This window comes from Sneathiella sp., from assembly GCF_029233945.1.
Taxonomy (GTDB): domain Bacteria; phylum Pseudomonadota; class Alphaproteobacteria; order Sneathiellales; family Sneathiellaceae; genus Sneathiella.
Genome location: NZ_JARGOQ010000032.1, coordinates 17,523 through 44,493, shown reverse-complemented (window position 1 = coordinate 44,493; position 26,971 = coordinate 17,523). Strand labels below are relative to the sequence as shown.

Below are 26,971 nucleotides of genomic sequence, written 5' to 3'. Positions count from 1 at the left end.
TAGCTCAATGGTAGAGCAGCAGCCTTCCAAGCTGAATACGAGGGTTCGATTCCCTTCACCCGCTCCAAGCGCTGGTCAGCGCATTATAAATAGGCCATGGAATTGATGATGCCGAATGACTGACATTCGGTGTTTTTGGGCTGTGTAATTTATTGCTTCGGGACGACGGAAAATGGCCAAAGAGAAATTTGATCGTAGTAAACCGCATGTAAATATTGGGACGATTGGTCATGTTGACCATGGTAAGACGACGCTGACGGCGGCGATTACGAAAGTTCTGTCGGAGCAGAGCGGGGGCGCTGCGTTTGCGTTTGACGAGATTGACAAGGCGCCGGAAGAGAAGGCGCGGGGGATCACGATTTCGACGTCGCATGTTGAGTATGAGACGGGTAACCGTCACTATGCGCATGTGGACTGCCCGGGCCATGCGGACTATGTGAAGAACATGATCACGGGGGCGGCGCAGATGGACGGCGCGATCCTGGTTGTGTCGGCGAACGACGGCCCGATGCCGCAGACGCGCGAACATATCCTTCTGGCGCGCCAGGTTGGTGTTCCGGCGCTGGTTGTCTATATGAACAAGGTTGACCTTGTGGACGACGAAGAGCTGATTGAGCTTGTTGAGATGGAAATCCGCGAGCTTCTGTCTGAGTATGATTTCCCGGGCGACGATATTCCGATTATCGGCGGATCTGCGCTTGCGGCGCTGGAAGGCCGGGATGACGAGATTGGCAAGGAATCGATCCTGAAGCTGATGGAAGCGGTTGACGCCTCTATCCCGCAGCCGGAGCGTGAGATTGACAAGCCGTTCCTGATGCCGATCGAGGATGTGTTCTCGATCTCTGGCCGGGGTACGGTTGTGACGGGTCGTATTGAGAGCGGCATTGTGAAGGTTGGCGAGGAAATCGAGATTGTCGGCATTCGCCCGACGACGAAGACGACCTGCACGGGCGTTGAGATGTTCCGCAAGCTCCTGGATCAGGGTCAGGCTGGCGACAACGTGGGTGTTCTGCTACGCGGTACGAAGCGTGAGGATGTTGAGCGCGGCCAGGTTCTGGCGCGTCCGGGTTCGATCACGCCGCATACGAAGTTCAAGGCGGAAGCCTACATCCTGACGAAGGAAGAGGGCGGACGTCATACACCGTTCTTCACGAACTATCGTCCGCAGTTCTACTTCCGGACCACGGACGTGACGGGTGTCGTGACGCTTCCGGGTGGGACGGAGATGGTGATGCCGGGTGACAATGTGACGATGGATGTCGAGTTGATCGCCCCGATCGCCATGGATGAGGGTCTGCGCTTCGCAATTCGCGAAGGCGGCCGTACCGTCGGCGCCGGCGTCGTCGCATCCGTAACCGAATAAGGAAAATGGACGCCGTTTGTTTTAAGCGGCGAAAAGATTACATGTAGATTAAATGGTCAGTCCCGGGCGCCGGACGTAAAAAATCGGCGACCCGGGATTGCCCGTTCAGACCGGAGGAGTGTAGCTCAATTGGTAGAGCACCGGTCTCCAAAACCGGGGGTTGTGGGTTCGAGTCCCTCCTCTCCTGCCAATCTGGTTGATCTATATGTAAAAGTCTTGTATACCGCCGGGTCATTCACCGGATGAAGGATTTTTGAAGAATTATGGCAAAGGTAAACCCAGGAGCTTTTATCCGCCAGGTGCGGCAGGAAGCCTCGAAAGTCACATGGCCGACCCGCAAGGAAACGCTGGTGACGACGGGGATGGTATTTGTCATGGTTTTTCTGGCTTCCATGTTCTTTTTCCTTGTTGATTCCGGCATTCAGTTCGTTGTCAAACAAATTATGTCGCTGGGATCCTGATCACATGGCCAAACGCTGGTATATCATTCATGCCTATTCGGGCTTCGAAAAGAAGGTCGCACAATCCGTAAAGGAACAGGCGATCATCAAGGGCATGGCCGATTTGTTTGAAGAAGTGCTGGTTCCGGTTGAAGAAGTAGTTGAAGTGCGGCGTGGCCAGAAGGTCAGCGCAGAGCGGAAGTTTTTCCCGGGCTATGTGCTCGCGCATATGGAGATGAATGACGAAACCTACCATCTGGTCAAGAACCTGCCGAAGGTGACGGGTTTCCTTGGCAATGGGAACAAGCCGACGCCAATCTCCGAGAAGGAGGCAATGGCGGTCCTCAACCAGGTGCAGGAAGGGATCGAGCGACCCAAGCCATCGGTTACGTTTGAGCTTGGTGAGGAAGTCCGGGTCAGTGATGGTCCGTTCGCCACCTTTATGGGTCAGGTTGAAGAAGTAGATGAAGAGAAAGCGAAGCTGAAGGTCTCGGTATCGATCTTTGGCCGCTCGACGCCTGTTGAACTTGATTATTCGCAGGTTGAAAAAAGTTAAAGCGTAATTTCCGCATGGTGCGGATCGTTGTGGGAGGCCGGCCATGGTCGTACCACGACCCCTTAATTTGAAGAGGGAAGATAATGGCAAAGAAGATTAAAGGTTATATCAAGTTGCAGGTCCCGGCGGGGCAGGCAAATCCATCCCCGCCTATCGGTCCGGCACTGGGCCAGCAGGGCGTGAATATTATGGAATTCTGCAAGGCTTTCAATGCCTCAACGGGCAATATGGAAGGCGGCATGCCAATTCCGACAGTTATTACTGTTTATGCGGATCGTTCATTCAGTTTCATAACCAAGACGCCTCCGGCTTCCTATTTCCTGAAAAAGGCAGCCAAGTTGAAAAAAGGCGGCAGCACGCCAAGTAAGGAAGTTGCGGGTACAGTGACCGAGGCGCAGGTTCGTGAGATCGCGGAAGCGAAGATGGTGGATCTGAACGCCAACGATATTGATGCGGCGATGAATATTATCAAAGGCTCCGCCCGTTCCATGGGCCTGGAAGTGGTGGGTTAAGATCATGGCAAAACTGACGAAAAACCAAAAAGCCGCGGCTGACGTGATTGATCGCGAGAAGTTCTACGCGCTTGACGAAGCCGTCGAGATCATTAAGGCGCACGCAAAATCGAAATTCGATGAAACTATCGAAATTGCAATGAATCTCGGTGTTGATCCGCGGCATTCGGACCAGATGGTGCGCGGTGTGATCCAGTTGCCGAACGGAACGGGCAAGTCCGTCCGGGTGGCCGTTTTCGCCCGTGGTGACAAGGCCGAGGAAGCAACGAAAGCCGGTGCCGATCTCGTCGGGGCGGAAGACCTGATGGAGAAAATTCAGGCAGGCGAGATGAATTTCGATCGCTGCATCGCGACGCCGGACATGATGGCCGTTGTTGGTCGCCTTGGTAAGGTGCTGGGCCCGCGCGGTCTGATGCCAAACCCGAAGCTCGGCACGGTAACGCCGAATGTCGCTGAGGCCGTTGAGGCTGCCAAGGGCGGCCAGGTGGAATTCCGTGCTGAGAAAAGCGGGATCATCCATGCCGGACTTGGCAAATCGAGCTTCACCAAGGAAGCCTTGAGCGAAAATATCAAGGCGTTTGTGGGCGCGGTGGCAAAATCCAAGCCGAGCGGCGCAAAAGGAACATTTATCAAGAAGATCGCCGTGAGCTCCACCATGGGCCCGGGCGTGAAGCTTGAAATCGGCGACGTAATCTAGCGTCGCCTACCAAATTTGCCGCATTTCGGTGCGGTAAATGTCGGGCTGGTTCGCCAGTCCGTCTGTCCAAGACTGCAGGTGTTCCCGGACCTTTTGGATAAGGGGATTTAAATGCAATTCGTTGCCTGCATAGACAGGGAAGCTAAATAATTCGCTGCTAGTCAGCAATTCAGGTGGACCTGGGACAGTTTAACCGGATCCGGCCGAGGCCGGGTTCTAGTGTAAACGGAATGCTTCAAGAGTTTGAGGCATTTCAAAGACTGGAGACGACGAGTGGACCGATCGCAAAAAGAAGCGGTGGTTACCGAACTGAAGGGTGTCTTTAACGAGGCAGCTGTGGTTGTTGTCGCCGAATACAGTGGTCTCACTGTGGCGCAAATGACCGAGCTTCGCGTAAAGATGCTGGATGCCGGTGCCAGCTTCAAAGTGACTAAAAATCGGCTTGCGCGTCTCGCTCTTGATGGCACGGACTATGGTTCCCTGTCCGAAAAACTGAAAGGCCCTGTGGGCATCGCTTATTCAAGCGATCCTGTCGCGGCACCGAAAGTTGTTATGGACTATGCAAAGGGAAACGAGAAGTTTGTCGTGATCGGCGGTGCAATGGGCACAACGGAACTCGACCCCGCCGGGGTCAAGTCTCTTGCGAGCCTCCCATCGCTTGACGAACTTCGTGGAAAACTGGTCGGGTTGCTGCAGGCGCCTGCGACGAAAATCGCTGGTGTCCTTCAGGCTCCTGCTGGTCAGTTGGCCCGTGTCCTGGCGGCGAAAGCCGAACAGGGTTAGATGTAATAGCCAGTTAATATTGAAACTAAACCACTAGGTTTACCTGAGGAGAATAGTACAATGGCCGATCTCGAAAAGATTGCCGAAGACCTTTCCAGCCTGACTGTGCTGGAAGCTGCAGAACTTTCAAAGATTCTGGAAGAAAAATGGGGCGTTTCTGCCGCCGCACCGGTTGCTGTCGCCGCGGCTCCGGGTGCAGGTGGTGGCGATGCCGCTGCTGCTGAAGAAAAAGATGATTTTGACGTTGTTCTGATGGCCGCAGGCGAAAAGAAAATCAACGTTATTAAAGAGGTTCGTGCGATCACGGGTCTCGGTCTTAAGGAAGCAAAAGACCTCGTTGAAGGTGCGCCGAAAACCGTTAAGGAAGCGGCACCTAAAGACGAAGCTAACAAAATCAAAGAACAGCTCGAAGGCGCAGGCGCAACTGTTGAACTTAAATAATCAGTTGCGATGTAGCGACCTTTGGGTAGCTAGGGTTACAACGGGGAAGGCGGCTTTTGCTGCCTTCCCCGCAGCCGCTTTCTAAGCAGGCAAGCGGCGGTCCGGCGGGAATTTAATCACGTGGCGTCTCCAGCGGCCTTAAGTCTGGAGAAAAATTTGCAGGAATTTCAAGAGATTAGATCATTTTCTCTGATCTTTGGAAAATCCGGCTCGCAGCCTTTTTAGCAAGGGTTGTTTTTTAGTTGGCCAAGAAACATACGGGGATTTGGCATGGGCATATTGCAGTCGTTCACCGGTCGCAAGCGCGTTCGTAAAAACTTTGGAAGCATTGAGGCGGCAACCGAAATGCCGAACTTGATTGAGGTCCAGAAAACCTCTTACGATGCGTTTTTGATGCAAGACACGTCGCCCGATGCGCGCGGCGACGAAGGTCTTCAATCCGTTTTCAAATCTGTTTTTCCGATCAAGGATTTTGCCGATACGGCAAGCCTTGAATTTGTTTCCTATGAATTTGAAACCCCGAAGTATGACGAGGAAGAGTGCCAGCAACGCGGCATGACCTTTGGCGCGCCCTTAAAAGCGACGCTGCGCCTGATCGTCTTCGAAGTGGATCCGGATACGGAAGCAAAATCTGTCCTCGATATCAAGGAACAGAGCGTTTACATGGGCGATATGCCGCTTATGACCGACAAGGGCACGTTCATTATTAACGGCACCGAGCGTGTGATCGTTTCCCAGATGCATCGCAGCCCCGGCGTGTTCTTCGATCATGACAAGGGTAAAACCCATGCCAGCGGCAAGCTTCTGTTTGCGGCACGCGTGATCCCTTACCGTGGTTCATGGCTCGATTTTGAATTTGATGCAAAAGACATCGTTCATGTCCGTATCGACCGTCGTCGCAAGCTGCCTGTCACGGCGCTGCTGCAGGCGCTCGACATGACCCATGAGGATATTCTGAACTATTTCTACGATCGTGTGGATTACAAGCTCGAGAAAAAAGGCTGGCGGACACCGTTCAACGTGGATCGGGTACGCGGCAGTCGCCTGATCCGTGATCTTGTTGACGCGGATACTCAGAAAGTCGTCGCTGAAGCAGGGACGAAAATCACTCAGCGCCTCGCCAATAAATTGATGGACGAGGGGCTGAAAGACATGCTCGTCGGTCATCTCGATCTCGTGGGCCGCTTTATTGCGGAAGACCTGGTCAATGAAAAAACCGGTGAAGTCCTGGTTGAGGCGGGCGAAGAACTGACCGAAGCCCTGATCGACCAGCTGGAAGCGTCCGGGTTCAAGGAAATTCCGACCCTCGATATCGATAATGTAAATGTCGGCCCGTACATCCGTAATACGCTTGCCGTGGACAAGAGCAGCACCCGTGATCAGGCGCTGGTTGATATCTATCGTGTGATGCGCCCGGGTGAGCCGCCGACCGAGGAAACGGCCGAAGCGTTGTTCAAGGGCCTCTTCTTTGATTCAGAACGCTATGATCTTTCTGCGGTTGGCCGGGTGAAGATGAACCTGCGCCTTGACCTCGATGCGGAAGATACCGTGCGGGTTCTGCGGAAAGAAGACATTCTTGCCGTTGTTAAAACCCTTGTCCGCCTGAAAGACGGTCACGGGGAAACTGACGATATCGATAATCTCGGCAACCGGCGTGTACGCTCGGTTGGTGAGCTGATGGAAAACCAGTACCGTATTGGCCTTCTCCGCATGGAACGTGCCATTCGCGAGCGGATGAGCTCGGTTGAGATTGACACGGTCATGCCGCATGATCTGATCAATGCGAAGCCAGCGGCGGCTGCGGTGCGCGAGTTTTTCGGCTCCAGCCAGCTCAGCCAGTTTATGGACCAGACCAATCCGCTGTCGGAAATCACCCATAAGCGCCGTCTTTCTGCACTTGGCCCGGGCGGCCTGACCCGTGAGCGTGCCGGTTTTGAGGTGCGTGACGTGCATCCAACTCATTATGGTCGTATCTGCCCGATTGAAACGCCGGAAGGTCCAAACATCGGTCTGATCAACTCGCTGGCGACGTTCGCCCGTGTTAATAAGTACGGCTTTATTGAAAGCCCGTATCAGCGCGTCGAAAATGGCAAGCTGACAGGCGACGTGAAATATCTCTCCGCCATGGAAGAGAGCAAGCACACGATCTCCCAGGCGAACGCGGCCCTCGATGACAAGGGCCAGTTCACGGAAGATTTCGTGCGTTGCCGGGCACAGGGTGAATATGTTGTCGCCAAGCCTGAAGACGTTACCTATATTGACGTATCGCCGAAACAGCTGGTGTCTGTCGGTGCGGCACTTATTCCGTTCCTGGAAAATGATGATGCCAATCGTGCCTTGATGGGCTCGAACATGCAGCGTCAGGCGGTTCCGCTCCTGCGGGCTGAAGCACCATTTGTCGGTACTGGTATGGAAGAGCGGGTTGCCCGGGATTCCGGCGTGGCTACGGTTGCAAAGCGGGCCGGTATCGTCGATCAGGTGGACGCCACCCGTATCGTGATCCGCGCAACGGATGAGAAGGACCTCAGCAAGTCCGGGGTTGATATCTATAACCTGCTGAAATTCCAGCGGTCGAACCAGAACACCTGCATCACCCAGCGGCCTTTGGTGAAGGTTGGCGATATGGTGGATGCCGGTGACATCATTTGTGACGGACCGTCAACGGATCTTGGCGAGTTGGCTCTTGGCCGGAACGTGCTGGTCGCGTTTATGCCGTGGAATGGGTATAACTTTGAAGACTCGATTCTGATCTCGGAGCGGATCGTGAAGGACGACGTCTTCACCTCGATCCATATCGAGGAATTTGAGGTCATGGCCCGGGATACGAAGCTCGGCCCGGAAGAAATTACCCGCGATATTCCGAATGTCGGTGAAGAGGGACTTAAGAACCTCGATGAGGCCGGTATCGTTTATGTCGGTGCGGAAATTCAGCCGGGCGATATTCTGGTTGGCAAGATCACGCCGAAGGGCGAAAGCCCGATGACGCCGGAAGAAAAACTCCTGCGCGCCATCTTCGGTGAGAAGGCATCCGATGTCCGTGATACGTCCCTGCGGTTGCCGCCGGGTGTTGCGGGTACGGTTGTTGAAGTGCGTGTCTTCAACCGCCACGGCGTTGAGAAGGACGAGCGTGCGCTCGCCATCGAACGTGACGAGATCGAGCATCTGGCGAAAGACCGCGATGACGAAAAAGCCATTCTGGAACGGACAATTTATGACCGCCTGAAAGGTCTGCTGGTGTCGCAGAAGGTTGCCTCCGGCCCAAGTGAGTTCAAAGCCAATGAGGAAATCAAGTCCGAGAAGCTGATGGACCTGCACCCGGGTGTCTGGTGGCAGATCAGCGTCAAGGACGATGGCGCGATGGAGAAGATCGAACAGCTCAAGAAGCAGTATGACGAAGCCATCGGTGGCCTGCGTGCTCGCTTTGAGAACAAGGTCGACAAGCTACAGCGCGGTGATGAGTTGCCGCCCGGGGTGATGAAGATGGTCAAAGTCTTCGTCGCGGTGAAGCGCAAGCTTCAGCCGGGTGACAAGATGGCCGGCCGTCATGGTAACAAGGGTGTTATCTCCCGGATCTTGCCGGAAGAGGATATGCCGTATCTTGAGGACGGCAAGCCGGTCGATATCGTGCTGAACCCGCTTGGCGTGCCATCACGTATGAACGTAGGGCAGATTCTGGAAACGCATCTCGGCTGGGCCAGCCACGGTATTGGCACCCAGATCACAGAGATCATGACTCGTATCCGCCTTGGCGCGACTGACTTGAAGCCGCTTAAATCCAAGCTGCAAGAAGTGTATGGCGATGAAGAGTATGAGGAAAAAATCTCCGGCATGTCCGATGATCAGTTCCTTGAACTCGGCGGTAACCTCACCAACGGTGTGCCGATGGCAACGCCGGTTTTTGATGGTGCCAAGGAAGACGATATTAACCGTCTTCTCGAAATCGCCGGTCTTGATACGTCCGGTCAGGTCACACTTGTTGACGGTCGGACAGGCGAGACCTTTGATCGGAAGGTGACAGTGGGCTATATCTATATGCTGAAGCTGCATCATCTGGTTGATGACAAGATCCATGCGCGGTCAATCGGCCCCTACAGCCTGGTCACCCAGCAACCGCTGGGCGGTAAGGCGCAGTTCGGTGGACAGCGTTTCGGTGAGATGGAAGTCTGGGCCCTGCAGGCTTATGGCGCCGCCTACACCCTGCAGGAAATGCTGACCGTCAAGTCGGATGACGTGGCGGGCCGGACGAAAGTCTACGAAGCCATTGTCCGCGGTGACGATACGTTTGAAGCCGGTATTCCGGAAAGCTTCAACGTTCTGGTCAAGGAAATGCGGTCCTTGTGCCTGAATGTCGAACTTTCGCAGATTGGTTACTGATTGAGTTGGTCCCGGGTCATCCCGGGGCCAATTGATACGTTGGTCACAGACAGTTATTTTTTAAAGGCTGCTTTATCGAGCGCCTCCCGGGGACCCCGGGGTTTAAAAGGAGAGATGGTCCATGAATGAGTTGATGAACCTTTTTGGTCAGCCACAGGGCACTCAGGCTTTTGATGAAATCCGAATTTCTATCGCCTCACCGGAACGGATCCGGTCTTGGTCGTTCGGTGAAATCAAAAAGCCCGAAACCATCAATTACCGAACTTTCAAGCCGGAAAAAGACGGTCTTTTCTGTGCGCGGATCTTTGGTCCGATCAAGGATTATGAATGCCTGTGCGGTAAGTACAAGCGGATGAAATATCGCGGGATTACCTGCGAAAAATGTGGTGTTGAGGTCACCCTGTCGAAGGTGCGCCGCGAACGCATGGCGCATATCGAACTGGCATCGCCGGTCGCGCATATCTGGTTCCTGAAATCACTCCCGTCTCGTATCGGCCTGTTGCTCGATATGACGCTGAAGGATCTGGAACGCATTCTCTATTTCGAAAACTATGTGGTTGTCGAGCCAGGCCTTTCCCCACTTAAACAGTTTCAGCTGTTGAGTGAAGAAGAGTTTCTCGACGCACAGGATGAATATGGTGAGGATGCTTTCACCGCCAGTATCGGCGCAGAAGCGATCCGCGATATTCTTTCTTCTCTTGATCTGGAAACGATCCGCGATGAAATCCGCGAGGAAATGGCGACGACAACGTCCGAAGCCAAGCCGCGCAAACTCGCCAAGCGTCTCAAGATCATTGAAGCCTTCATGGAATCGGGTAACCGTCCCGAATGGATGATCCTACAGGTCATTCCGGTCATTCCGCCGGAACTGCGTCCGCTGGTCCCACTTGATGGCGGCCGGTTCGCAACCTCTGACCTCAACGATCTTTATCGCCGGGTGATAAACCGGAATAACCGCCTGAAACGGCTGATCGAGCTGCGTGCGCCGGACATCATTGTCCGGAACGAAAAGCGTATGCTTCAGGAATCCGTTGATGCGCTCTTTGATAACGGCCGTCGCGGTCGGGTGATCACGGGTGCCAACAAGCGGCCGCTGAAATCGCTCTCTGACATGCTGAAAGGCAAGCAGGGCCGCTTCCGTCAGAACCTGCTCGGTAAGCGCGTTGACTATTCCGGTCGTTCGGTGATTGTGGTGGGGCCGGAGTTGAAACTCCATCAATGCGGCTTGCCTAAAAAGATGGCGCTTGAGCTATTCAAGCCCTTTATCTACGCGAAGCTTGAACTCAAGGGCATGGCGGCAACCGTCAAGATGGCGAAGAAGCTGGTCGAGAAGGAACGCCCGGAAGTCTGGGATATTCTTGAGGAAGTTATTCGCGAGCATCCGGTGCTTCTCAACCGTGCGCCGACGCTGCATCGTCTTGGTATTCAGGCGTTTGAACCGGTCCTCATCGAGGGTAAGGCGATCCAGCTTCATCCGCTCGTTTGTACGGCCTTTAACGCCGACTTTGACGGTGACCAGATGGCGGTTCATGTGCCGCTCTCGCTCGAAGCACAGCTTGAAGCCCGTGTTCTCATGATGTCGACCAACAACATCCTGAGCCCGGCAAGTGGCAAGCCGATCATCGTGCCGAGCCAGGATATTGTTCTGGGTATCTATTACCTGACCATGGATATTGCCAATGATCCGGGTGAGGGGATGGTGATTGCCGATGTGGCGGAAGCCCAGCACGCGATCGACAACAAAATCCTGACCCTGCACAGCAAGATCAAGACGCGCATCACTGTCGTGCAGGAAGATGGCACGGAAGTCCGCAAAGTTGTGGATACGACCCCGGGCCGGATGCTGATTGAAGAAATTCTGCCCAAAAATGCAAAAATAAGCTTCGATCTGATCAACCGCTTGCTGACCAAGAAGGAAATCACTCAGGTGATTGACGAGGTTTATCGTCACTGCGGTCAGAAAGAGACGGTTATCTTCGCCGACAGGATCATGGGTCTCGGCTTTGCGCATGCCTGCCGCGCCGGTATCTCCTTCGGCAAGGATGACATGCGTATCCCCGAATCCAAGGACAAACTTGTTGAGGACACCCGTAAACTCGCCGAGGAATATGAGCGTCAGTATTATGATGGTCTGATCACTCAGGGCGAGAAGTACAACAAGGTCATTGATGCCTGGTCACAATGTACGGATCGTGTCGCTGACGAGATGATGAAAGTCATTGAAGCGGTGGAAATGGACGAAAACGATCGTCAGGTTGGCATTAACTCTATCTTTATGATGGCCAACTCTGGTGCCCGTGGTTCGGCGGCTCAGATGAAACAGCTTGCTGGTATGCGTGGCCTGATGGCGAAACCGTCTGGTGAAATTATCGAGACGCCGATTATCTCCAACTTTAAGGAGGGGTTGAGCGTTCTTGAATATTTCAACTCCACCCATGGTGCCCGTAAGGGTCTGGCGGATACCGCGCTGAAGACCGCAAACTCCGGTTACCTGACCCGCCGGTTGGTGGATGTGGCCCAGGATTGTGTCGTGATCGAGAGAGATTGCGGGACCGAAAATGGTGTGACGGTTCGCGAAGTGGTGGAAGGCAGCGATATTATCGCAACATTGAGCGATCGTCTGCTCGGGCGGACGGCGGCTGTTGATGTTGTCAACCCGACAACCGGCGAAGTGATTGTCGTCGGCGGTGAGATGTTCGACGAAGCGAGCTCGCTTCTTGCTGAAACCTCCGGTGTTGAGCAGGTTCTTATCCGTTCGGTTCTCACATGTGAGACCAAGGGCGGTATCTGCGGTAGCTGTTATGGCCGTGATCTTGCGCGCGGAACGCCTGTCAATATTGGCGAGGCCGTGGGCGTTATCGCTGCCCAGTCAATTGGTGAGCCGGGTACCCAGCTTACCATGCGGACGTTCCATATTGGGGGGACGGCGCAGGTGGCGGAAGTCTCCTCCATCGAAGCTTCCCATGAAGGCACGATCAAGATTGAAAACCGGAATGTTGTTGTGAACAGCAGCGGCAATCCGATTGTTATGGGCCGGAATTCGGAATTGGTTCTGGTCGATGAAAACAATCGTGAAAGAGCACGTCATCGGGTTGCATATGGTACGCGACTGATGGTTGACGAAGGGGCGAAGGTCAGCAAAGGCGACAAGCTTGCCCAGTGGGATCCGTTCACCACACCTGTGATCACGGAGCTTGAGGGTAAGGTTAGCTATAAAGACCTTGTCTCCGGTGTTTCCATGGCCGAGCAGGTTGACGAAGCAACGGGTATCGCCCGGAAAATCGTTGTTGACTGGAAGTCCCAGCCAAAAGGCAGCGATCTTCGCCCGCGCATTACCCTGCGGGGTGATGATGGCGAACTTCTTACTCTTCCGAGTGGTCATGAAGCCCGTTACTTCCTTCCGGTGGATGCTATTCTGTCGGTTGAAGACGGGGCGGATGTTCAGGCTGGTGACGTTCTGGCACGTATTCCACGTGAAGGTTCCAAGACGAAAGATATTACGGGTGGCCTGCCACGGGTGGCCGAGCTTTTCGAAGCCCGCCGTCCGAAGGACCACGCGATTATCGCCGAGGCGGATGGCTTTGTCGAATTCGGCAAAGACTATAAATCGAAACGTCGCGTGTCGATCCGGCCTGAAGAGGAAGGGGCGGAACCGGTAGAGTATCTTATTCCCAAGGGCAAGCATCTTGCGGTCAATGAGGGCGACTATGTTCGGGTTGGCGACTACCTTCTCGATGGCAACCCCGCTCCGCACGACATTCTGAAGGTTCTCGGTGTCGAGGCGCTCGCCAACTTCCTGATTAATGAGATCCAGGACGTTTATCGTCTGCAGGGCGTGAAGATCAACGATAAGCATATCGAAGTGATCTGCCGTCAGATGCTGCAGAAGATCGAGATCGAGAAACAGGGCGATAGCTCCTTCCTGATCGGAGAGCATATCGACCGTGAAGAGTTCGAGGCTCAGAATGAGAAGCTGGTTGACGCCGGAAAAGCACCGGCGGAAGGCAGCCCGATCCTGCTCGGTATCACGAAAGCCAGCCTGCAGACGAATTCCTTCATCTCGGCCGCGTCCTTCCAGGAAACGACCCGGGTGCTGACGGAAGCTTCTGTTGCCGGCAAGAAGGATACGCTGATGGGTCTCAAAGAGAACGTCATCGTTGGTCGCCTGATCCCGGCGGGTACGGGTTCGCAGATGAACCGTCTGAAAATGGTGGCGGCGAAACGCGACAAGGAAATCCAGGATAAAGCCGAAGCGGCTGTCAACACGCTTGAACCGGCAGGATCAGAGGAAACCTCCGCCGCGGAGTGATGCTCGAAGAATCAGTCTTTTCGATGTGGTGAACCACGGCGAAAGGATGAAAAATAGGAAAGCGGCGCCTCTCATCGGGCGCCGTTTTCAGTTAACCCGATACATATTTGCACTCCCATCACGGGGAAAGCCAAATCCGGATCATGAAATCGCCGTATTTCCCTCCAAATAAGGGGTGGGGGAAGGCTTAAATTGGCGCCATTGAGAGATTAACAAAAATGCAATCTTTTCTGCTTGACTGCATAGGGCCTCGCCCATATATTGCGCGCTCCTGACAACAGTCGTGTACTAATTTTTCCGTGTGTCGTCAGGATTTTGAAAAAAACACACGTGTTAAGTCTCTTCGGGTGGACGCAAAAAACCTGACCGCGAGCAGAGCCGCAGCTGCGCGCGGCTGTTCTGTTTGCGGCAACGCATGATAGGAAGAAGAATGCCTACTATTAATCAGCTGATTAGAAACCCCCGCAAGGCGCCGGTTTCGCGCAATAAAGTGCCCGCCATGGAGGCGTGCCCGCAGAAACGTGGTGTTTGCACGAGAGTTTATACGACGACTCCGAAAAAGCCGAACTCCGCTTTGCGTAAAGTCGCCCGTGTGCGTCTGACCAATGGGTTTGAGGTGACGAGCTATATTCCGGGTGAGGGCCATAACCTTCAGGAGCATTCAGTTGTCCTGATCCGTGGCGGTCGTGTAAAGGACTTGCCGGGTGTTCGTTATCATATCATTCGTGGTGTGCTGGATACGCAAGGGATTGCGGATCGTCGCCAGCGTCGCTCCAAATATGGCGCGAAGAAGCCGAAATAAGGAATTTAATATATGTCACGTCGTCACGCAGCTGAAAAACGCGAAGTTCTCCCGGACGCCAAATTTGGGGATGTTGTTCTGACCAAGTTCATGAACTCCCTCATGTTTGATGGAAAAAAATCTACCGCCGAAGGCATTGTCTACGGTGCTTTTGATATTATTGAAAAAAAGACCGGCTCAAGCCCCGTGGAAGTTTTCCATGAAGCGCTCGACAAGGTGAAGCCGGATATCGAAGTACGGTCCCGCCGTGTGGGTGGCGCCACCTATCAGGTGCCGGTCGAAGTCCGCTCCGAACGCGGTCAGGCCCTTGCCATCCGTTGGTTGATCTCAAGCGCCCGCAAGCGCTCCGAGGTGACGATGGTGGATCGCCTTTCCGGGGAAATTCTTGACGCATCGAACGAACGCGGCGGCGCTGTCAAGAAACGTGAAGATACGCACAAGATGGCGGAAGCGAACCGTGCGTTCGCCCATTACCGCTGGTAACTGAACTTAATTACGCAAGCTTGATCTAGGATTTCAGACATGGCACGCACAACGCCCATCGACAGATACCGCAACATTGGGATTATGGCCCATATCGATGCGGGCAAGACGACGACCACGGAACGCATTCTGTACTATACCGGTGTGTCTCACAAAATCGGTGAGGTGCATGATGGTGCGGCAACTATGGACTGGATGGAGCAGGAGCAGGAGCGCGGCATCACGATTACGTCCGCCGCGACGACTTGCTTCTGGAAAGATCACCGTATCAACATTATCGATACCCCCGGCCATGTGGACTTCACAATTGAAGTTGAGCGGTCGTTGCGGGTGCTCGACGGTGCGGTTGCTGTGTTTGATGGCGTTGCCGGTGTTGAGCCGCAGTCTGAAACCGTATGGCGCCAGGCTGATAAATACCGCGTGCCGCGCATGTGTTTCGTCAACAAGATGGACCGTACCGGCGCTGACTTTTATCGGTGCGTTGAGATGTTCAAGACCCGCTTGGGTGCGAAGCCGCTTGTGTTGCAGCTCCCCATCGGCTCCGAAGCTGAGTTCGAGGGTGTGGTTGACCTGATCAAGATGCAGGAAATCGTCTGGACCGGTGAAGAGATGGGGGCATCTTTCGAGTATCGCGACATTCGCCCCGAACTCGCCGATAAGGCAGCGGAATATCACGAAGCCATGGTCGAGACGGCCATTGAGATGGATGAGGCGATTCTCGAAGCCTATCTTGAGGGCGAGGAGCCGAGCGAAGATACGCTGCGCGCCTGTATTCGTAAAGGCACGCTGGCGGCGACTTTTGTACCGGTCCTGACCGGAACGGCATTTAAGAACAAGGGTGTTCAGCCGCTTCTGGATGCTGTGATCGAGTTCATGCCGTCCCCGACGGACATCGGCGGGACGCACGGTATTGATGTCAAGACCGAAGAAGATATCGAGCGTCTTCCGTCTGATGATCAGCCTTTTGCCGGCTTGGCATTTAAGGTGATGACGGACCCCTTCGTTGGTTCCCTGACATTCGTTCGCGTCTATTCTGGTGTGCTTGAAGCCGGTACGCAGACGATGAACTCCGTTAAGAACACGCGCGAGCGTGTTGGTCGTATGCTGCAGATGCATGCGAACAGCCGGGAAGACGTGAAAGAGGCTCGCGCCGGTGATATTGTCGCCATCGCAGGCCTGAAAGACACGACGACGGGTGATACGCTTTGCGACTCATCCAAGCCGGTTATTCTGGAGCGGATGGAGTTTCCGGAGCCCGTGATCGAGATCGCGGTTGAGCCGAAAACCAAGACCGACCAGGAAAAAATGGGCGTTGCCCTTAATCGCCTGGCAAAAGAAGATCCGTCTTTCCGGGTGTCTTCCGATATTGAAAGCGGCCAGACGATTATTAAGGGGATGGGCGAGCTTCATCTCGACATCATTGTTGATCGCATGAAGCGCGAATTTGGCGTTGAGGCCAACATTGGTGCGCCGCAGGTGGCGTATCGTGAAAGCATCACACGCGAAGCAGAGCTTGACTACACCCATAAGAAACAGTCCGGTGGTTCAGGTCAGTTCGCGCGCATCAAGATTATTGCCAAGCCGGGCGAGCCGGGTGCGGGCTTCACTTTCAGCGATACCATTACCGGTGGTTCGGTGCCGAAGGAATATATTCCGGGTGTGGAAAAAGGTATTCGCGACATTGTCGAGACCGGTGTGCTTGCGGGCTTCCCGCTCATCGATGTGGACGTCACCCTTATTGACGGTGCCTATCATGACGTCGATAGCTCGGTCATGGCCTTTGAAATCGCGGGCCGCGCGGCAATGCGCGAAATCGCCCCGAAAGCCGGCCTTCGCCTGCTGGAACCGATGATGAAGGTCGAGATTGTGACGCCGGATGAATATATCGGCGATGTGATGGGCGATTTGAACAGCCGCCGCGGTCAGGTGACCGGAACGGAACCGCGCGGTGTCGCGCAAGTCGTAAATGCCATGGTGCCGCTGGCCAACATGTTTGGCTATGTGAACAACCTGCGCTCCCAGACACAGGGCCGCGCAACATTTTCCATGGTGTTCGACCATTATGAACCAGTGCCACAACACGTATCAGACGAAGTTCTGGCGAAGTTGGCGTAACAGAGCAAGCTGAGGCAGCCGGAAATAACGGAGAGATAAAATGGCCAAAGAGAAATTTGATCGTAGTAAACCGCATGTAAATATTGGGACGATTGGTCATGTTGACCATGGTAAGACGACGCTGACGGCGGCGATTACGAAAGTTCTGTCGGAGCAGAGCGGGGGCGCTGCGTTTGCGTTTGACGAGATTGACAAGGCGCCGGAAGAGAAGGCGCGGGGGATCACGATTTCGACGTCGCATGTTGAGTATGAGACGGGTAACCGTCACTATGCGCATGTGGACTGCCCGGGCCATGCGGACTATGTGAAGAACATGATCACGGGGGCGGCGCAGATGGACGGCGCGATCCTGGTTGTGTCGGCGAACGACGGCCCGATGCCGCAGACGCGCGAACATATCCTTCTGGCGCGCCAGGTTGGTGTTCCGGCGCTGGTTGTCTATATGAACAAGGTTGACCTTGTGGACGACGAAGAGCTGATTGAGCTTGTTGAGATGGAAATCCGCGAGCTTCTGTCTGAGTATGATTTCCCGGGCGACGATATTCCGATTATCGGCGGATCTGCGCTTGCGGCGCTGGAAGGCCGGGATGACGAGATTGGCAAGGAATCGATCCTGAAGCTGATGGAAGCGGTTGACGCCTCTATCCCGCAGCCGGAGCGTGAGATTGACAAGCCGTTCCTGATGCCGATCGAGGATGTGTTCTCGATCTCTGGCCGGGGTACGGTTGTGACGGGTCGTATTGAGAGCGGCATTGTGAAGGTTGGCGAGGAAATCGAGATTGTCGGCATTCGCCCGACGACGAAGACGACCTGCACGGGCGTTGAGATGTTCCGCAAGCTCCTGGATCAGGGTCAGGCTGGCGACAACGTGGGTGTTCTGCTACGCGGTACGAAGCGTGAGGATGTTGAGCGCGGCCAGGTTCTGGCGCGTCCGGGTTCGATCACGCCGCATACGAAGTTCAAGGCGGAAGCCTACATCCTGACGAAGGAAGAGGGCGGACGTCATACACCGTTCTTCACGAACTATCGTCCGCAGTTCTACTTCCGGACCACGGACGTGACGGGTGTCGTGACGCTTCCGGGTGGGACGGAGATGGTGATGCCGGGTGACAATGTGACGATGGATGTCGAGTTGATCGCCCCGATCGCCATGGATGAGGGTCTGCGCTTCGCAATTCGCGAAGGCGGCCGTACCGTCGGCGCCGGCGTCGTCGCATCCGTAACCGAATAAGTTAATTCTGGCAGCCCCTTGTGGGGCTGTCTTGTTTCTCTTCTGGAGTGACCAGAGTAATGGAAAACCAAAATATCCGCATCCGCCTGAAAGCGTATGATCATCGTGTTCTCGATGCTTCGACAGGTGAAATTGTAAATACGGCCAAGCGCACGGGTGCTCAGGTTCGTGGACCTATTCCGCTGCCGACGCATATCGATAAATATACGGTCCTGCGCGGTCCGCATATTGACAAGAAGTCGCGGGAGCAGTTCGAAATCCGGACCCATAAGCGGCTTTTGGATATCGTTGAGCCGACGCCGCAGACGGTGGACGCACTAATGAAACTGGACCTCGCCGCAGGCGTCGATGTGTCCATCAAATTGTTGGGGTGATCGAAATGCGTAGTGGATTGATCGCAAAGAAACTGGGGATGACCCGGGTTTTCGCGGAAGACGGTACCCATATTCCGGTAACTGTTCTTGCCGTTGATAACTGTCAGGTCGTCGCTCACCGGACTACTGAATCTCATGGCTATAACGCCATGCAGCTCGGGGTTGGCAAGGCGAAGGTCAAGAACGTCAACAAGGCGATGCGCGGCCATTTCGCTAAAGCCGAAGTTGAGCCGAAAATGAAACTGGCGGAATTCCGCATTGAGGGCGATGGCTTCGTCGATGTCGGCGCGGAAATCACGGCGGATCATTTTGTGTCCGATCAGTTTGTCGATGTTGTCGGCACGAGTATCGGTAAAGGTTTTGCCGGCGCCATGAAGCGTCATAACTTCGGCGGCATGCGGGCCACTCATGGTGTGTCCGTATCCCATCGTGCGCATGGTTCTACCGGTCAGTGTCAGGATCCGGGCAAGGTCTTCAAGGGTAAGAAGATGGCCGGTCACATGGGCGCGGCGCGGGTAACGACACAGAATTTGAAAGTGGTCTCAACGGATAAGGATCGCGGCTTGGTTCTTGTCAGGGGTGCCGTTCCGGGTTCCAAGGGATCCTGGGTCTTTGTCGCGGATGCCGTGAAAAAGGCGCGTCATAGCGATGCTCCTTATCCGGCTGCATTTGTTGCAAAGGGCGGGGCGCCGGAGCCAGTTGAAGAAACAGCTCAGGCCGACACGCCTGCCGAAGAGACTGCCGCCGCCGATACGGCGACGGAAGAATAAAGGACGGCTAAGATGAAGGTAAATGTAATTAACCTCGACAACAAAAAAGCCGGTGACATTGAACTGGCGGATGAGGTCTTTGGCTTGGCGCCACGCGCCGACCTGCTGCAGCGCATGGTTCGCTATCAGCTGGCGTCGCGTCGGTCTGGCACTCATAAGACAAAGGGTGTTGCGGAAGTTTCCGGCACCGGCCAGAAGCCGTTCAACCAGAAAGGCACCGGTCGTGCCCGTCAGGGTCAGAAGCGTAATCCGATTCAGCGCGGCGGTGGCGTAGCCCATGGGCCGGTTGTTCGCAGTCATGCCCACGACCTGCCGAAAAAGGTTCGGAAGCTGGCCCTGAAAACGGCGCTTTCCGCCAAGCAGGCGGAAGGAAAGCTGGTCGTAGTGGACGAGTTGAAAGCCAAGGGCATCAAAACCAAGGATATGGCCGGGAAGTTCAAGGCACTCGGTTGGGACTCGATCCTGATCGTGGATGGGGCGGAAATGGAAAAGAACTTTGCTCTTTCCACCCGTAACCTGCCGAAAGTGGACTTGCTGACGTCAAACGGCGCCAATGTGTATGACATTCTTCGCCGCGACACACTTGTGCTGACGAAAAGCGCAGTAGAAAGCCTGGAGGCTCGACTGAAATGAACCAGGAAAATCTATATGACATCCTGCTGGGCCCGGTCGTGACTGAAAAGTCGACGATGGGATCAGAGTTTAATCAGGTGACATTCCGTGTCGCACTGGATGCGACGAAACCTCAGATCAAAGAAGCAGTTGAAAAACTCTTCGATGTCAAGGTCACGAACGTAAACACCAACCGTAACAAAGGTAAGGTTAAGCGTTTCCGGGGCCATATTGGCAAACGGTCTGATTACAAGAAGGCAATTGTGACCCTTGCTGAGGGTCAGGCCATCGATGTGACGGCGGGGATTTAAACTATGGCGTTGAAGAATTATAAACCGACAACACCTTCTCAGAGGGGATTGATCCTTGTTGATCGGTCTGACCTGCATAAGGGAAAGCCGGTCAAGGCCCTGACGGAAGGGTTGTCCGGAAATGGGGGTCGCAATAACCACGGTCGGATCACCGCGCGTCGTCGCGGTGGCGGGCACAAGCGGACCTACCGTATTGTTGATTTCAAACGGAACAAGTTTGACGTCCCGGCAACGGTGGAACGGCTTGAGTATGACCCGAACCGGTCGGCCTTTATCGCACTGATCCGTTATGAGGATGGCGAGCAGGCTTATATCCTGGCGCCGCAACGTATTTCTGCGGGCGACAAGGTCGTCTCCGGCACGAATGTCGATATCAAGCCGGGCAATGCGATGCCCATGAAGAACATGCCGGTTGGCACCATCATCCATAATGTGGAGATGAAGCCGGGCAAGGGTGGCCAGATGGCACGCGCCGCGGGCACCTATGTTCAACTGATCGGTAAGGATGCGGGTTACGCGCAGCTTCGCCTGGCATCCGGCGAGCAGCGCATCGTTCTCGGTGAATGCATGGCGACGGTTGGTGCGGTTTCCAACCCGGACCAGAAAAACATCAAGCTGGCGAAGGCGGGACGGTCCCGCTGGCTCGGCAAGCGCCCGTCGGTTCGCGGTGTCGCGATGAACCCGGTGGATCATCCGCATGGTGGTGGTGAAGGCCGGACATCCGGCGGTCGTCATCCGGTCTCCCCATGGGGTGTGCCGACGAAGGGTAAACGGACTCGGTCAAACAAGTCCACGGATAAAATGATAATGCGGCGCCGTCCGCTCAAGCGGAAGAAGTAGGAGCGCAACATGGCACGTTCTGTATGGAAAGGTCCTTTTGTCGACGGCTATCTGCTGAAAAAAGCGGAAGCTGCGCGTGAGGGCGGCAGAAAACAAGTAATCAAGATCTGGTCTCGCCGGTCGACAATTCTCCCGCAGTTCGTGGGACTTACCTTTGGCGTTTATAACGGCCAGAAGTTTGTTCCGGTTCTGGTGGATGAAGACATGGTGGGTCACAAGTTTGGGGAATTTTCTCCCTCACGGACATATTACGGCCATGCGGCTGATAAAAAGGCTCGGAGAAACTAATCATGGGTAAAGCGTCACTCACGCGGCAACTTAAAGACACGGAAGCGCGCGCCGTCGGCAATCGCATCCGCGTAAGCCCGCAGAAAATGAACCTGGTGGCCAGCCTCATTCGCGGCAAATCCGCAGGTGCGGCACTGACCGAGCTCAGCTTCTCCAATCGGGGGATTGCGCCAGAGGTACGGAAAGTGTTGCAGTCCGCGATTGCGAACGCGGAAAACAACCATCAGTTGGACGTAGATCAGCTCTATGTCTCCGAAGCCTATGTAAGCAAGTCTCTGGTGATGAAGCGCATGCGGCCACGGGGGCGGGGGCGTTCAAGCCCGATCCTGAAACCTTTCAGCAATATCACGATTATCGTTCGTGAGCGCGAGGAGCAAGAGTAATGGGTCAAAAAGTAAATCCAATTGGCCTTCGGGTCGGTATCAACCGGACTTGGGATTCGCGCTGGTACGCCAAAGACGATTACGCCAAGCTGCTGCATGAAGATGTGCGCATTCGCGAATATCTTGAAAAGCAGCTGGAGCAGGCGGGCATCAGCAAGATCGTGATCGAGCGTCCGGCCAAGAAAGCCCGGATCACCATTCATTCGGCGCGTCCGGGTGTTATCATTGGTAAGAAGGGTGCGGATATCGAAAAGCTGCGCTCTGCGATTGCCAAGATGACGAACTCTGAAGTGCATCTGAATATCGTTGAAGTCCGCAAGCCGGAAATCGATGCGAAGCTGGTTGCCGAGAATATCGGGCAGCAGCTGGCGCGGCGCGTTTCCTATCGCCGGGCGATGAAGCGGGCGGTTCAGTCAGCGCTGCGTCTTGGCGCGGAAGGTATCCGGATTAACTGTGCCGGTCGTTTGGGCGGCGCGGAAATTGCGCGGACGGAATGGTATCGCGAAGGCCGTGTGCCGTTGCATACGTTGCGCGCGAATATCGACTATGGAACCGCATCTTCCTTGACCACCTATGGGATCATCGGGATCAAGGTCTGGATTTATAAAGGTGAAATTCTGGAACATGATCCGATGGCCCAGGACAAACTCGCTGAAAAACAACAGGCTGGCGGCCGACCTGGTGGTCGTCCCGGTGGCTCCCGTCGGAATTAAGTAAAGGGGTGATGTCATGCTTCAACCGAAGCGCACAAAATTTCGTAAAGCGCATAAAGGGCGCTTGAAGGGAGTCGCAACTTCAGGTACAACGCTGAACTTCGGCGCATATGGCCTGAAAGCTGTAGAGCCCGGGCGTATTACGGCACGGCAGATCGAGGCAACTCGACGTGCGGTTACGCGCCATATCAAACGTGCTGGACGTGTCTGGATCCGTATATTCCCGGATGTGCCCGTATCCAAAAAACCCACCGAAGTCCGGATGGGTAAGGGTAAGGGTTCGCCGGAATATTGGATGGTCCGCATTCAGCCCGGAAAAGTAATGTTTGAACTTGACGGTGTTCCGCTCGAAATCGCCCGCGAGGCGTTCGAGAGGGGGGCGGCTAAATTGCCGATCAAAACCCGTTTCGTGACCCGCATTGGTGAAGGAAATTGACCATGAAAGCACAGGATTTACTGGGCAAAACGGCTGATGAACTTAAATCAGAACTGCTTCAACTGAAGAAGGAGCAGTTCAATTTACGCTTCCAGCAAGCCAGTGGCCAATTGGAAAATACGGCGCGCCAACGCCAGGTGCGGCGGGATATCGCCCGCATTAAAACCGTGATGTCAGCTAGCGCTGCGTCTTAGGAGAGAGAACGATGCCAAAGCGTATCCTGCAAGGAACAGTTGTCAGCGACAAGAATAACCAGACCGTCGTTGTCAAAGTCGATCGTCAAGTGATGCATCGGCTGTATAAGAAGTACATAGGCCAGTCGAAAAAGTACCATGCCCATGACGAGAAAAATCAGTTCAAGACAGGCGATACAGTCCGTATTCAGGAATGTGCGCCCTATTCGAAACTGAAACGTTGGGAAGTTCTTTAAGCGTCGCTTAAGTAAACAGTGTTGATACCAAACGAAGGTAAACGACTATGATTCAGATGCAAACCAACCTGGATGTTGCCGATAATTCCGGCGCGAGGCAGGTGCAGTGCATTAAAGTTTTGGGTGGTTCAAAACGGAAAACCGCTTCTATCGGGGACGTAATTGTTGTCTCCGTGAAGGAAGCGATTCCGCGCGGCCGCGTCAAAAAAGGTGACGTGCAGAGAGCTGTCATCGTGCGCACAAAAAAGGAAATTCGCCGGACCGACGGGACGGCAATTCGCTTTGATAGCAACGCAGCCGTGCTGATCAACAAGCAGGGCGAGCCGGTCGGGACCCGTATTTTCGGTCCGGTAACGCGTGAGCTGAGAAGCAAGAATTACATGAAGATTATTTCCCTCGCGCCGGAGGTTCTCTAATGGCTGAAAAATTCGCAGTGAAAAAGGGCGACAAGGTCGTCGTGCTCACGGGCAAGGACAAGGGCCGTACCGGCGAGGTACTGAGCGTTCGTCGCAAAGACCGCCGCGTGTTTGTGTCCGGTATCAATATGGTGAAACGCCATACGAAACCGAGCCAGGCAGACCAGGGTGGCATTGTCGAAAAGGAAGCGGCAATCCATATCTCGAATATCGCATTGCAGGATCCGAAGGATGGCAAGGCGACCCGTGTTGGTTACAAAAATCTTGATGACGGCCGGAAAGTTCGCTTCGCCAAGCGCTCCGGTGAAGTCATTGATATATAGAGGGCAGTTCGATGACGACGCCAAGACTTAAAACATTATATAACGAGGAGCTGCGCAAGCAGCTTCAGGGTAAATTCTCCTACGCCAACGAGATGCAGATTCCAAAGCTGGAAAAGATTGTCATCAATGTTGGGTGCGGGGAGGCAGTCGCCGATTCAAAGAAAATCAAATCGGTTGAGAGCGAACTCGCAAAGATTTCCGGTCAGAAGCCGGTTGTCACGACTGCCAAGAAATCCGTTGCAACCTTCAAATTGCGTGAAGGTATGCCGATCGGAGCAAAAGTAACGCTGCGCAAGAGCCAGATGTATGAGTTTCTTGACCGGCTGATTAATATCGCGCTCCCGCGTGTTCGGGATTTTCGCGGTGTGTCTGAGAAAAGTTTCGACGGCCGGGGCAACTATGCCATGGGCCTGAAGGAACAAATCGTCTTCCCGGAAATCCATTACGATGATGTGACGGATGTACGGGGAATGGATATCGTAATCTGCACGACTGCAGAAACTGACGAAGAAGCCCGCGAGCTTCTGAGTGGTTTCAGCATGCCGTTCAAGATTAATTGATCCTAGGAGTTAATTGAAATGGCTAAGAAAAGTGCTATCGAGAAAAACGAAAAGCGTCGCCGTTTGGTCGCAAAATTTGCGGACAAGAGGGCGGAGCTGAAAGCGATCAGCAAGGATGAGGATCTGCCACAGGAAGAGCGTTTTGTGGCGCGTTTGAAGCTGGCAGAATTGCCGCGGAATTCGTCCAAGACCCGCGTCCGCAATCGTTGTGAACTGACCGGTCGTCCGCGCGGTGTTTACCGTAAATTGAAACTATCCCGTATTGGCCTGCGCGACATGGCGTCCAATGGCCAAATTCCGGGCATGGTCAAATCGAGCTGGTAGGGAGATACAGAAATGTCTTTAAGTGATCCCCTCGGCGATATGCTGACCCGTATTCGTAACGGTCAGCGCGCCATGAAAAGCTCGATTAAGAGCCCGTCTTCAAAATTGCGGTTAAGTGTTCTCGAAGCACTTAAACGTGAAGGTTACATTCGTGGTTACGACGTGGCAGAGCCCGAAAAGGGCAAACCTGAAGTCACCATTGAACTGAAATATTATCAGGGCAAGGGCGTGATTGAGCATGTCAGCCGCATTTCAAAACCGGGCCGCCGTGTTTATACCGGCGTGAAGGATTTGCCGACCATACGTAATGGTCTGGGCGTTGCCATTCTATCCACCCCGAGCGGTGTTTTGTCGGACAATGAGGCACGTGATGCCCATGTCGGCGGCGAAGTACTGTGTAAGTTGTACTAGGAGCTATTATGTCTCGAATTGGAAAACATCCGGTGACAATCCCTTCTGGTGTGGATGTCCAGCTCTCCGGTAGCGATGTAACCGTCAAGGGTAGCAAGGGCGTGCTGAGCATGACTTTTGTCGATGACGTTGTCGTCAGCCGTGAAGACGACAAAATCCTGGTTAAGCCCCGTACGAACAACATTCGTGGCCGTCAGATGTGGGGGCTGCAGCGCACATTGCTGAGCAACCTCGTTGAAGGCGTCTCGACCGGCTTTACCAAAACCTTGGAAGTGGTCGGCGTTGGGTATCGTGCGGCGGTACAGGGAAAAACACTCAAGTTGAACCTCGGGTTCAGCCATGACGTCGATTTCCCGATCCCGGACGGTATTGAAATTAAATGCCCCCAGCCGACGGTGATTGAAATTTCCGGCGCTGACAAGCAGCAGGTTGGTCAGGTTGCGGCTGTGATCCGGTCTTATCGGAAGCCAGAGCCGTACAAGGGCAAGGGTGTCAAATATGCGGATGAGTATATCTTCCGCAAAGAAGGCAAGAAGAAGTAGGAACCGATTATGGCAAACTCAAAAGAATTGTTCGACCGCCGTCGGCGGAGAAATCGGACCCAGCTTCGCAAGGTGTCTTCTGGCCGTCCGCGGCTGTCTGTACACCGGACGCTTCAGCAGATTTACGTTCAGGTTATTGACGATGCTGCGGGCAAGACCATCGCGTCTGCCTCCAGTCTTGAAAAAGATCTGCGCGGCAAGCTGAAAGGCGGCAACAAGGAAGCCGCAGCGGCAATCGGCAAGCTGATTGCCGAGCGGGCCATCAAGGCCGGCGTCAAGGAAGTCGCATTCGATCGCGGCGGTTATAAATATCATGGCCGGGTCAAGGCCCTTGCCGACGCTGCCCGTGAGGGCGGCTTGTCCTTCTAGGGGAATTGACGATGTTGAGACCTGATCAAAATGAAAAAGGCGATTCAGAATTCGTCGATAAGCTGGTTTACATTAACCGTGTGGCCAAAGTTGTAAAAGGCGGCCGTCGTTTCGGTTTTGCGGCATTGGTTGTTGCCGGTGACCAGAAGGGCCGGGTTGGCTATGGTCACGGTAAGGCCCGTGAGGTTCCGGAAGCCATTCGCAAGGCAACGGAAGCCGCGAAGCGCAATATGGTGCGTGTGCCGCTCCGTGAAGGCCGGACGCTGCATCACGATGTACAGGGTCGCTTCGGCGCGGGCCGCGTGGTTCTTCGCTCGGCACCGGCCGGTACCGGGATTATTGCCGGTGGTCCGATGCGTGCCGTTTTCGAGACCCTGGGCGTGCAGGATGTGGTGACGAAGTCCATCGGGACTTCCAACCCCTACAACATGGTCAAGGCAACTTTCGAAGCCCTGAAAGCGATGAACTCCCCGAGAATGATTGCGGCGAAGCGCGGCAAGAAAGTCTCTGAGGTTGTGGGTCGCCGTGGCGCCGATGCAGCAAAGGAAAAGGTCGATGGCTAAATCAACGATCAAAGTTACCCAGACGGGCAGCCCGATCGGTCGTCCAAAGAACCAGCGGGCAACGCTGGTTGGTATGGGGCTGAACAAAATGCACCGGACGGTGGAACTCGAAGATACCGACGCCGTTCGCGGCATGATCCGCAAGGTGAATCATCTGGTACAGGTGGAAGAGTCCAAATAGGGCTCCGCCGGTCTGATTT

The 26,971-nt window shown here is 54.5% G+C and carries 33 protein-coding genes and 1 tRNA gene; all 34 read left to right on the top strand.

Translation table 11 applies throughout. The features are described 5' to 3' along the window. Window positions 1-172 precede the first annotated feature (172 nt). Window positions 173-1,363 (top strand): elongation factor Tu, encoded by a 1,191-nt coding sequence (tuf, locus tag P1U71_RS11625; RefSeq protein WP_301105762.1) that lies wholly within the window; start codon window positions 173-175, stop codon window positions 1,361-1,363. 114 nt (window positions 1,364-1,477) lie between these two features. Then, window positions 1,478-1,553: transfer RNA gene (locus P1U71_RS11620), tRNA-Trp, on the top strand. A 73-nt stretch (window positions 1,554-1,626) separates the two neighbouring features. Beyond that, window positions 1,627-1,824 (top strand): preprotein translocase subunit SecE, encoded by a 198-nt coding sequence (secE, locus tag P1U71_RS11615; RefSeq protein ID WP_301105772.1) that lies wholly within the window; start codon window positions 1,627-1,629, stop codon window positions 1,822-1,824. 4 nt (window positions 1,825-1,828) lie between these two features. Then, the gene (nusG, locus tag P1U71_RS11610) at window positions 1,829-2,359 is read left to right on the top strand and encodes a transcription termination/antitermination protein NusG (protein WP_301105771.1); all 531 of its coding nucleotides are present in this window, start codon (window positions 1,829-1,831) and stop codon (window positions 2,357-2,359) included. An 83-nt stretch (window positions 2,360-2,442) separates the two neighbouring features. After that, window positions 2,443-2,871 carry a 50S ribosomal protein L11 gene (rplK, locus tag P1U71_RS11605; protein WP_301105770.1) on the top strand — a complete coding sequence of 143 codons (429 nt, stop codon included), beginning with the start codon at window positions 2,443-2,445 and terminating at the stop codon, window positions 2,869-2,871. Window positions 2,872-2,875: 4 nt separating this feature from the next. Further along, window positions 2,876-3,568: a 50S ribosomal protein L1 gene (rplA, locus tag P1U71_RS11600; RefSeq protein ID WP_301105769.1), complete on the top strand. Its 693-nt coding sequence runs from the start codon at window positions 2,876-2,878 to the stop codon at window positions 3,566-3,568. A gap of 273 nt (window positions 3,569-3,841) precedes the next feature. Continuing rightward, window positions 3,842-4,351, top strand: a complete 510-nt coding sequence (rplJ, locus tag P1U71_RS11595) for a 50S ribosomal protein L10 (protein ID WP_301105768.1) — start codon at window positions 3,842-3,844, stop codon at window positions 4,349-4,351. Window positions 4,352-4,411: 60 nt separating this feature from the next. Further along, window positions 4,412-4,792 carry a 50S ribosomal protein L7/L12 gene (gene rplL / locus P1U71_RS11590; protein WP_301105767.1) on the top strand — a complete coding sequence of 127 codons (381 nt, stop codon included), beginning with the start codon at window positions 4,412-4,414 and terminating at the stop codon, window positions 4,790-4,792. 270 nt (window positions 4,793-5,062) lie between these two features. Then, window positions 5,063-9,166 carry a DNA-directed RNA polymerase subunit beta gene (rpoB, locus tag P1U71_RS11585; protein WP_301105766.1) on the top strand — a complete coding sequence of 1,368 codons (4,104 nt, stop codon included), beginning with the start codon at window positions 5,063-5,065 and terminating at the stop codon, window positions 9,164-9,166. 121 nt (window positions 9,167-9,287) lie between these two features. After that, complete coding sequence (gene rpoC / locus P1U71_RS11580; protein ID WP_301105765.1) at window positions 9,288-13,475, top strand: DNA-directed RNA polymerase subunit beta'; 4,188 nt, start codon at window positions 9,288-9,290, stop codon at window positions 13,473-13,475. Between the two features lie 430 nt (window positions 13,476-13,905). Then, the gene (gene rpsL / locus P1U71_RS11575) at window positions 13,906-14,277 is read left to right on the top strand and encodes a 30S ribosomal protein S12 (RefSeq protein ID WP_161316330.1); all 372 of its coding nucleotides are present in this window, start codon (window positions 13,906-13,908) and stop codon (window positions 14,275-14,277) included. Between the two features lie 12 nt (window positions 14,278-14,289). Beyond that, the gene (rpsG, locus tag P1U71_RS11570; RefSeq protein WP_301105764.1) at window positions 14,290-14,760 is read left to right on the top strand and encodes a 30S ribosomal protein S7; all 471 of its coding nucleotides are present in this window, start codon (window positions 14,290-14,292) and stop codon (window positions 14,758-14,760) included. A gap of 39 nt (window positions 14,761-14,799) precedes the next feature. Beyond that, window positions 14,800-16,875, top strand: coding sequence for an elongation factor G (gene fusA, locus P1U71_RS11565; RefSeq protein WP_301105763.1), 2,076 nt, complete (start codon window positions 14,800-14,802; stop codon window positions 16,873-16,875). A gap of 40 nt (window positions 16,876-16,915) precedes the next feature. Beyond that, window positions 16,916-18,106, top strand: coding sequence for an elongation factor Tu (tuf, locus tag P1U71_RS11560; RefSeq protein ID WP_301105762.1), 1,191 nt, complete (start codon window positions 16,916-16,918; stop codon window positions 18,104-18,106). Between the two features lie 59 nt (window positions 18,107-18,165). Next, window positions 18,166-18,480 (top strand): 30S ribosomal protein S10, encoded by a 315-nt coding sequence (rpsJ, locus tag P1U71_RS11555; RefSeq protein ID WP_161315724.1) that lies wholly within the window; start codon window positions 18,166-18,168, stop codon window positions 18,478-18,480. 5 nt (window positions 18,481-18,485) lie between these two features. After that, window positions 18,486-19,250 carry a 50S ribosomal protein L3 gene (gene rplC / locus P1U71_RS11550; protein ID WP_367281181.1) on the top strand — a complete coding sequence of 255 codons (765 nt, stop codon included), beginning with the start codon at window positions 18,486-18,488 and terminating at the stop codon, window positions 19,248-19,250. Between the two features lie 12 nt (window positions 19,251-19,262). Continuing rightward, on the top strand, window positions 19,263-19,883 hold the full coding sequence (rplD, locus tag P1U71_RS11545; RefSeq protein ID WP_301105761.1) for a 50S ribosomal protein L4: 621 nt from the start codon (window positions 19,263-19,265) through the stop codon (window positions 19,881-19,883). Continuing rightward, window positions 19,880-20,173, top strand: coding sequence for a 50S ribosomal protein L23 (locus P1U71_RS11540; RefSeq protein ID WP_301105760.1), 294 nt, complete (start codon window positions 19,880-19,882; stop codon window positions 20,171-20,173). The genes rplD and P1U71_RS11540 overlap by 4 nt, the downstream gene beginning before the upstream one ends. A 3-nt stretch (window positions 20,174-20,176) precedes the next feature. Then, complete coding sequence (gene rplB, locus P1U71_RS11535; RefSeq protein WP_301105759.1) at window positions 20,177-21,013, top strand: 50S ribosomal protein L2; 837 nt, start codon at window positions 20,177-20,179, stop codon at window positions 21,011-21,013. Between the two features lie 9 nt (window positions 21,014-21,022). Next, on the top strand, window positions 21,023-21,301 hold the full coding sequence (rpsS, locus tag P1U71_RS11530) for a 30S ribosomal protein S19 (RefSeq protein WP_301105758.1): 279 nt from the start codon (window positions 21,023-21,025) through the stop codon (window positions 21,299-21,301). Window positions 21,302-21,303: 2 nt separating this feature from the next. Beyond that, the gene (gene rplV, locus P1U71_RS11525) at window positions 21,304-21,684 is read left to right on the top strand and encodes a 50S ribosomal protein L22 (protein WP_301105757.1); all 381 of its coding nucleotides are present in this window, start codon (window positions 21,304-21,306) and stop codon (window positions 21,682-21,684) included. Continuing rightward, window positions 21,684-22,397, top strand: coding sequence for a 30S ribosomal protein S3 (rpsC, locus tag P1U71_RS11520; protein WP_301105756.1), 714 nt, complete (start codon window positions 21,684-21,686; stop codon window positions 22,395-22,397). The genes rplV and rpsC overlap by 1 nt, the downstream gene beginning before the upstream one ends. 16 nt (window positions 22,398-22,413) lie before the next feature. After that, window positions 22,414-22,833 (top strand): 50S ribosomal protein L16, encoded by a 420-nt coding sequence (rplP, locus tag P1U71_RS11515; RefSeq protein WP_227949741.1) that lies wholly within the window; start codon window positions 22,414-22,416, stop codon window positions 22,831-22,833. 2 nt (window positions 22,834-22,835) lie between these two features. Continuing rightward, entirely contained in the window at window positions 22,836-23,027 is a 192-nt protein-coding gene (gene rpmC / locus P1U71_RS11510) for a 50S ribosomal protein L29 (protein WP_227949743.1), read from the top strand. Between the two features lie 11 nt (window positions 23,028-23,038). Continuing rightward, window positions 23,039-23,263, top strand: a complete 225-nt coding sequence (rpsQ, locus tag P1U71_RS11505; protein ID WP_301105755.1) for a 30S ribosomal protein S17 — start codon at window positions 23,039-23,041, stop codon at window positions 23,261-23,263. A gap of 47 nt (window positions 23,264-23,310) precedes the next feature. After that, a complete protein-coding gene (gene rplN / locus P1U71_RS11500; RefSeq protein ID WP_301105754.1) occupies window positions 23,311-23,679 on the top strand; it encodes a 50S ribosomal protein L14 in 369 nt (122 codons plus the stop codon). Next, on the top strand, window positions 23,679-24,002 hold the full coding sequence (gene rplX / locus P1U71_RS11495) for a 50S ribosomal protein L24 (RefSeq protein ID WP_227949749.1): 324 nt from the start codon (window positions 23,679-23,681) through the stop codon (window positions 24,000-24,002). The genes rplN and rplX overlap by 1 nt, the downstream gene beginning before the upstream one ends. An 11-nt stretch (window positions 24,003-24,013) precedes the next feature. Next, window positions 24,014-24,562 (top strand): 50S ribosomal protein L5, encoded by a 549-nt coding sequence (rplE, locus tag P1U71_RS11490; RefSeq protein WP_301105753.1) that lies wholly within the window; start codon window positions 24,014-24,016, stop codon window positions 24,560-24,562. A gap of 18 nt (window positions 24,563-24,580) precedes the next feature. Further along, window positions 24,581-24,886 (top strand): 30S ribosomal protein S14, encoded by a 306-nt coding sequence (gene rpsN / locus P1U71_RS11485; RefSeq protein ID WP_301105752.1) that lies wholly within the window; start codon window positions 24,581-24,583, stop codon window positions 24,884-24,886. Between the two features lie 12 nt (window positions 24,887-24,898). Then, window positions 24,899-25,297 (top strand): 30S ribosomal protein S8, encoded by a 399-nt coding sequence (gene rpsH, locus P1U71_RS11480; protein ID WP_301105751.1) that lies wholly within the window; start codon window positions 24,899-24,901, stop codon window positions 25,295-25,297. An 8-nt stretch (window positions 25,298-25,305) separates the two neighbouring features. Next, window positions 25,306-25,839, top strand: coding sequence for a 50S ribosomal protein L6 (gene rplF, locus P1U71_RS11475; RefSeq protein WP_301105750.1), 534 nt, complete (start codon window positions 25,306-25,308; stop codon window positions 25,837-25,839). A gap of 9 nt (window positions 25,840-25,848) precedes the next feature. Continuing rightward, entirely contained in the window at window positions 25,849-26,208 is a 360-nt protein-coding gene (rplR, locus tag P1U71_RS11470; protein ID WP_301105749.1) for a 50S ribosomal protein L18, read from the top strand. A gap of 11 nt (window positions 26,209-26,219) precedes the next feature. Next, the gene (gene rpsE / locus P1U71_RS11465; protein ID WP_227949763.1) at window positions 26,220-26,771 is read left to right on the top strand and encodes a 30S ribosomal protein S5; all 552 of its coding nucleotides are present in this window, start codon (window positions 26,220-26,222) and stop codon (window positions 26,769-26,771) included. Beyond that, entirely contained in the window at window positions 26,764-26,952 is a 189-nt protein-coding gene (gene rpmD, locus P1U71_RS11460; protein WP_227949765.1) for a 50S ribosomal protein L30, read from the top strand. Before rpsE ends, rpmD begins: the two co-directional genes overlap by 8 nt. Window positions 26,953-26,971: the final 19 nt, after the last annotated feature.

Excerpts from the sequence above, each read along its gene's own strand:
- tuf (WP_301105762.1), top strand. The coding sequence starts at position 173 with ATGGCCAAAGAGAAATTTGATCGTAGTAAACCGCATGTAAATATTGGG.
- secE (WP_301105772.1), top strand. The coding sequence starts at position 1,627 with ATGGCAAAGGTAAACCCAGGAGCTTTTATCCGCCAGGTGCGGCAGGAA.
- nusG (WP_301105771.1), top strand. The coding sequence starts at position 1,829 with ATGGCCAAACGCTGGTATATCATTCATGCCTATTCGGGCTTCGAAAAG.
- rplK (WP_301105770.1), top strand. The coding sequence starts at position 2,443 with ATGGCAAAGAAGATTAAAGGTTATATCAAGTTGCAGGTCCCGGCGGGG.
- rplA (WP_301105769.1), top strand. The coding sequence starts at position 2,876 with ATGGCAAAACTGACGAAAAACCAAAAAGCCGCGGCTGACGTGATTGAT.
- rplL (WP_301105767.1), top strand. The coding sequence starts at position 4,412 with ATGGCCGATCTCGAAAAGATTGCCGAAGACCTTTCCAGCCTGACTGTG.
- rpoB (WP_301105766.1), top strand. The coding sequence starts at position 5,063 with ATGGGCATATTGCAGTCGTTCACCGGTCGCAAGCGCGTTCGTAAAAAC.
- rpoC (WP_301105765.1), top strand. The coding sequence starts at position 9,288 with ATGAATGAGTTGATGAACCTTTTTGGTCAGCCACAGGGCACTCAGGCT.
- rpsL (WP_161316330.1), top strand. The coding sequence starts at position 13,906 with ATGCCTACTATTAATCAGCTGATTAGAAACCCCCGCAAGGCGCCGGTT.
- rpsG (WP_301105764.1), top strand. The coding sequence starts at position 14,290 with ATGTCACGTCGTCACGCAGCTGAAAAACGCGAAGTTCTCCCGGACGCC.
- fusA (WP_301105763.1), top strand. The coding sequence starts at position 14,800 with ATGGCACGCACAACGCCCATCGACAGATACCGCAACATTGGGATTATG.
- tuf (WP_301105762.1), top strand. The coding sequence starts at position 16,916 with ATGGCCAAAGAGAAATTTGATCGTAGTAAACCGCATGTAAATATTGGG.
- rpsJ (WP_161315724.1), top strand. The coding sequence starts at position 18,166 with ATGGAAAACCAAAATATCCGCATCCGCCTGAAAGCGTATGATCATCGT.
- rplC (WP_367281181.1), top strand. The coding sequence starts at position 18,486 with ATGCGTAGTGGATTGATCGCAAAGAAACTGGGGATGACCCGGGTTTTC.
- rplD (WP_301105761.1), top strand. The coding sequence starts at position 19,263 with ATGAAGGTAAATGTAATTAACCTCGACAACAAAAAAGCCGGTGACATT.
- P1U71_RS11540 (WP_301105760.1), top strand. The coding sequence starts at position 19,880 with ATGAACCAGGAAAATCTATATGACATCCTGCTGGGCCCGGTCGTGACT.
- rplB (WP_301105759.1), top strand. The coding sequence starts at position 20,177 with ATGGCGTTGAAGAATTATAAACCGACAACACCTTCTCAGAGGGGATTG.
- rpsS (WP_301105758.1), top strand. The coding sequence starts at position 21,023 with ATGGCACGTTCTGTATGGAAAGGTCCTTTTGTCGACGGCTATCTGCTG.
- rplV (WP_301105757.1), top strand. The coding sequence starts at position 21,304 with ATGGGTAAAGCGTCACTCACGCGGCAACTTAAAGACACGGAAGCGCGC.
- rpsC (WP_301105756.1), top strand. The coding sequence starts at position 21,684 with ATGGGTCAAAAAGTAAATCCAATTGGCCTTCGGGTCGGTATCAACCGG.
- rplP (WP_227949741.1), top strand. The coding sequence starts at position 22,414 with ATGCTTCAACCGAAGCGCACAAAATTTCGTAAAGCGCATAAAGGGCGC.
- rpmC (WP_227949743.1), top strand. The coding sequence starts at position 22,836 with ATGAAAGCACAGGATTTACTGGGCAAAACGGCTGATGAACTTAAATCA.
- rpsQ (WP_301105755.1), top strand. The coding sequence starts at position 23,039 with ATGCCAAAGCGTATCCTGCAAGGAACAGTTGTCAGCGACAAGAATAAC.
- rplN (WP_301105754.1), top strand. The coding sequence starts at position 23,311 with ATGATTCAGATGCAAACCAACCTGGATGTTGCCGATAATTCCGGCGCG.
- rplX (WP_227949749.1), top strand. The coding sequence starts at position 23,679 with ATGGCTGAAAAATTCGCAGTGAAAAAGGGCGACAAGGTCGTCGTGCTC.
- rplE (WP_301105753.1), top strand. The coding sequence starts at position 24,014 with ATGACGACGCCAAGACTTAAAACATTATATAACGAGGAGCTGCGCAAG.
- rpsN (WP_301105752.1), top strand. The coding sequence starts at position 24,581 with ATGGCTAAGAAAAGTGCTATCGAGAAAAACGAAAAGCGTCGCCGTTTG.
- rpsH (WP_301105751.1), top strand. The coding sequence starts at position 24,899 with ATGTCTTTAAGTGATCCCCTCGGCGATATGCTGACCCGTATTCGTAAC.
- rplF (WP_301105750.1), top strand. The coding sequence starts at position 25,306 with ATGTCTCGAATTGGAAAACATCCGGTGACAATCCCTTCTGGTGTGGAT.
- rplR (WP_301105749.1), top strand. The coding sequence starts at position 25,849 with ATGGCAAACTCAAAAGAATTGTTCGACCGCCGTCGGCGGAGAAATCGG.
- rpsE (WP_227949763.1), top strand. The coding sequence starts at position 26,220 with ATGTTGAGACCTGATCAAAATGAAAAAGGCGATTCAGAATTCGTCGAT.
- rpmD (WP_227949765.1), top strand. The coding sequence starts at position 26,764 with ATGGCTAAATCAACGATCAAAGTTACCCAGACGGGCAGCCCGATCGGT.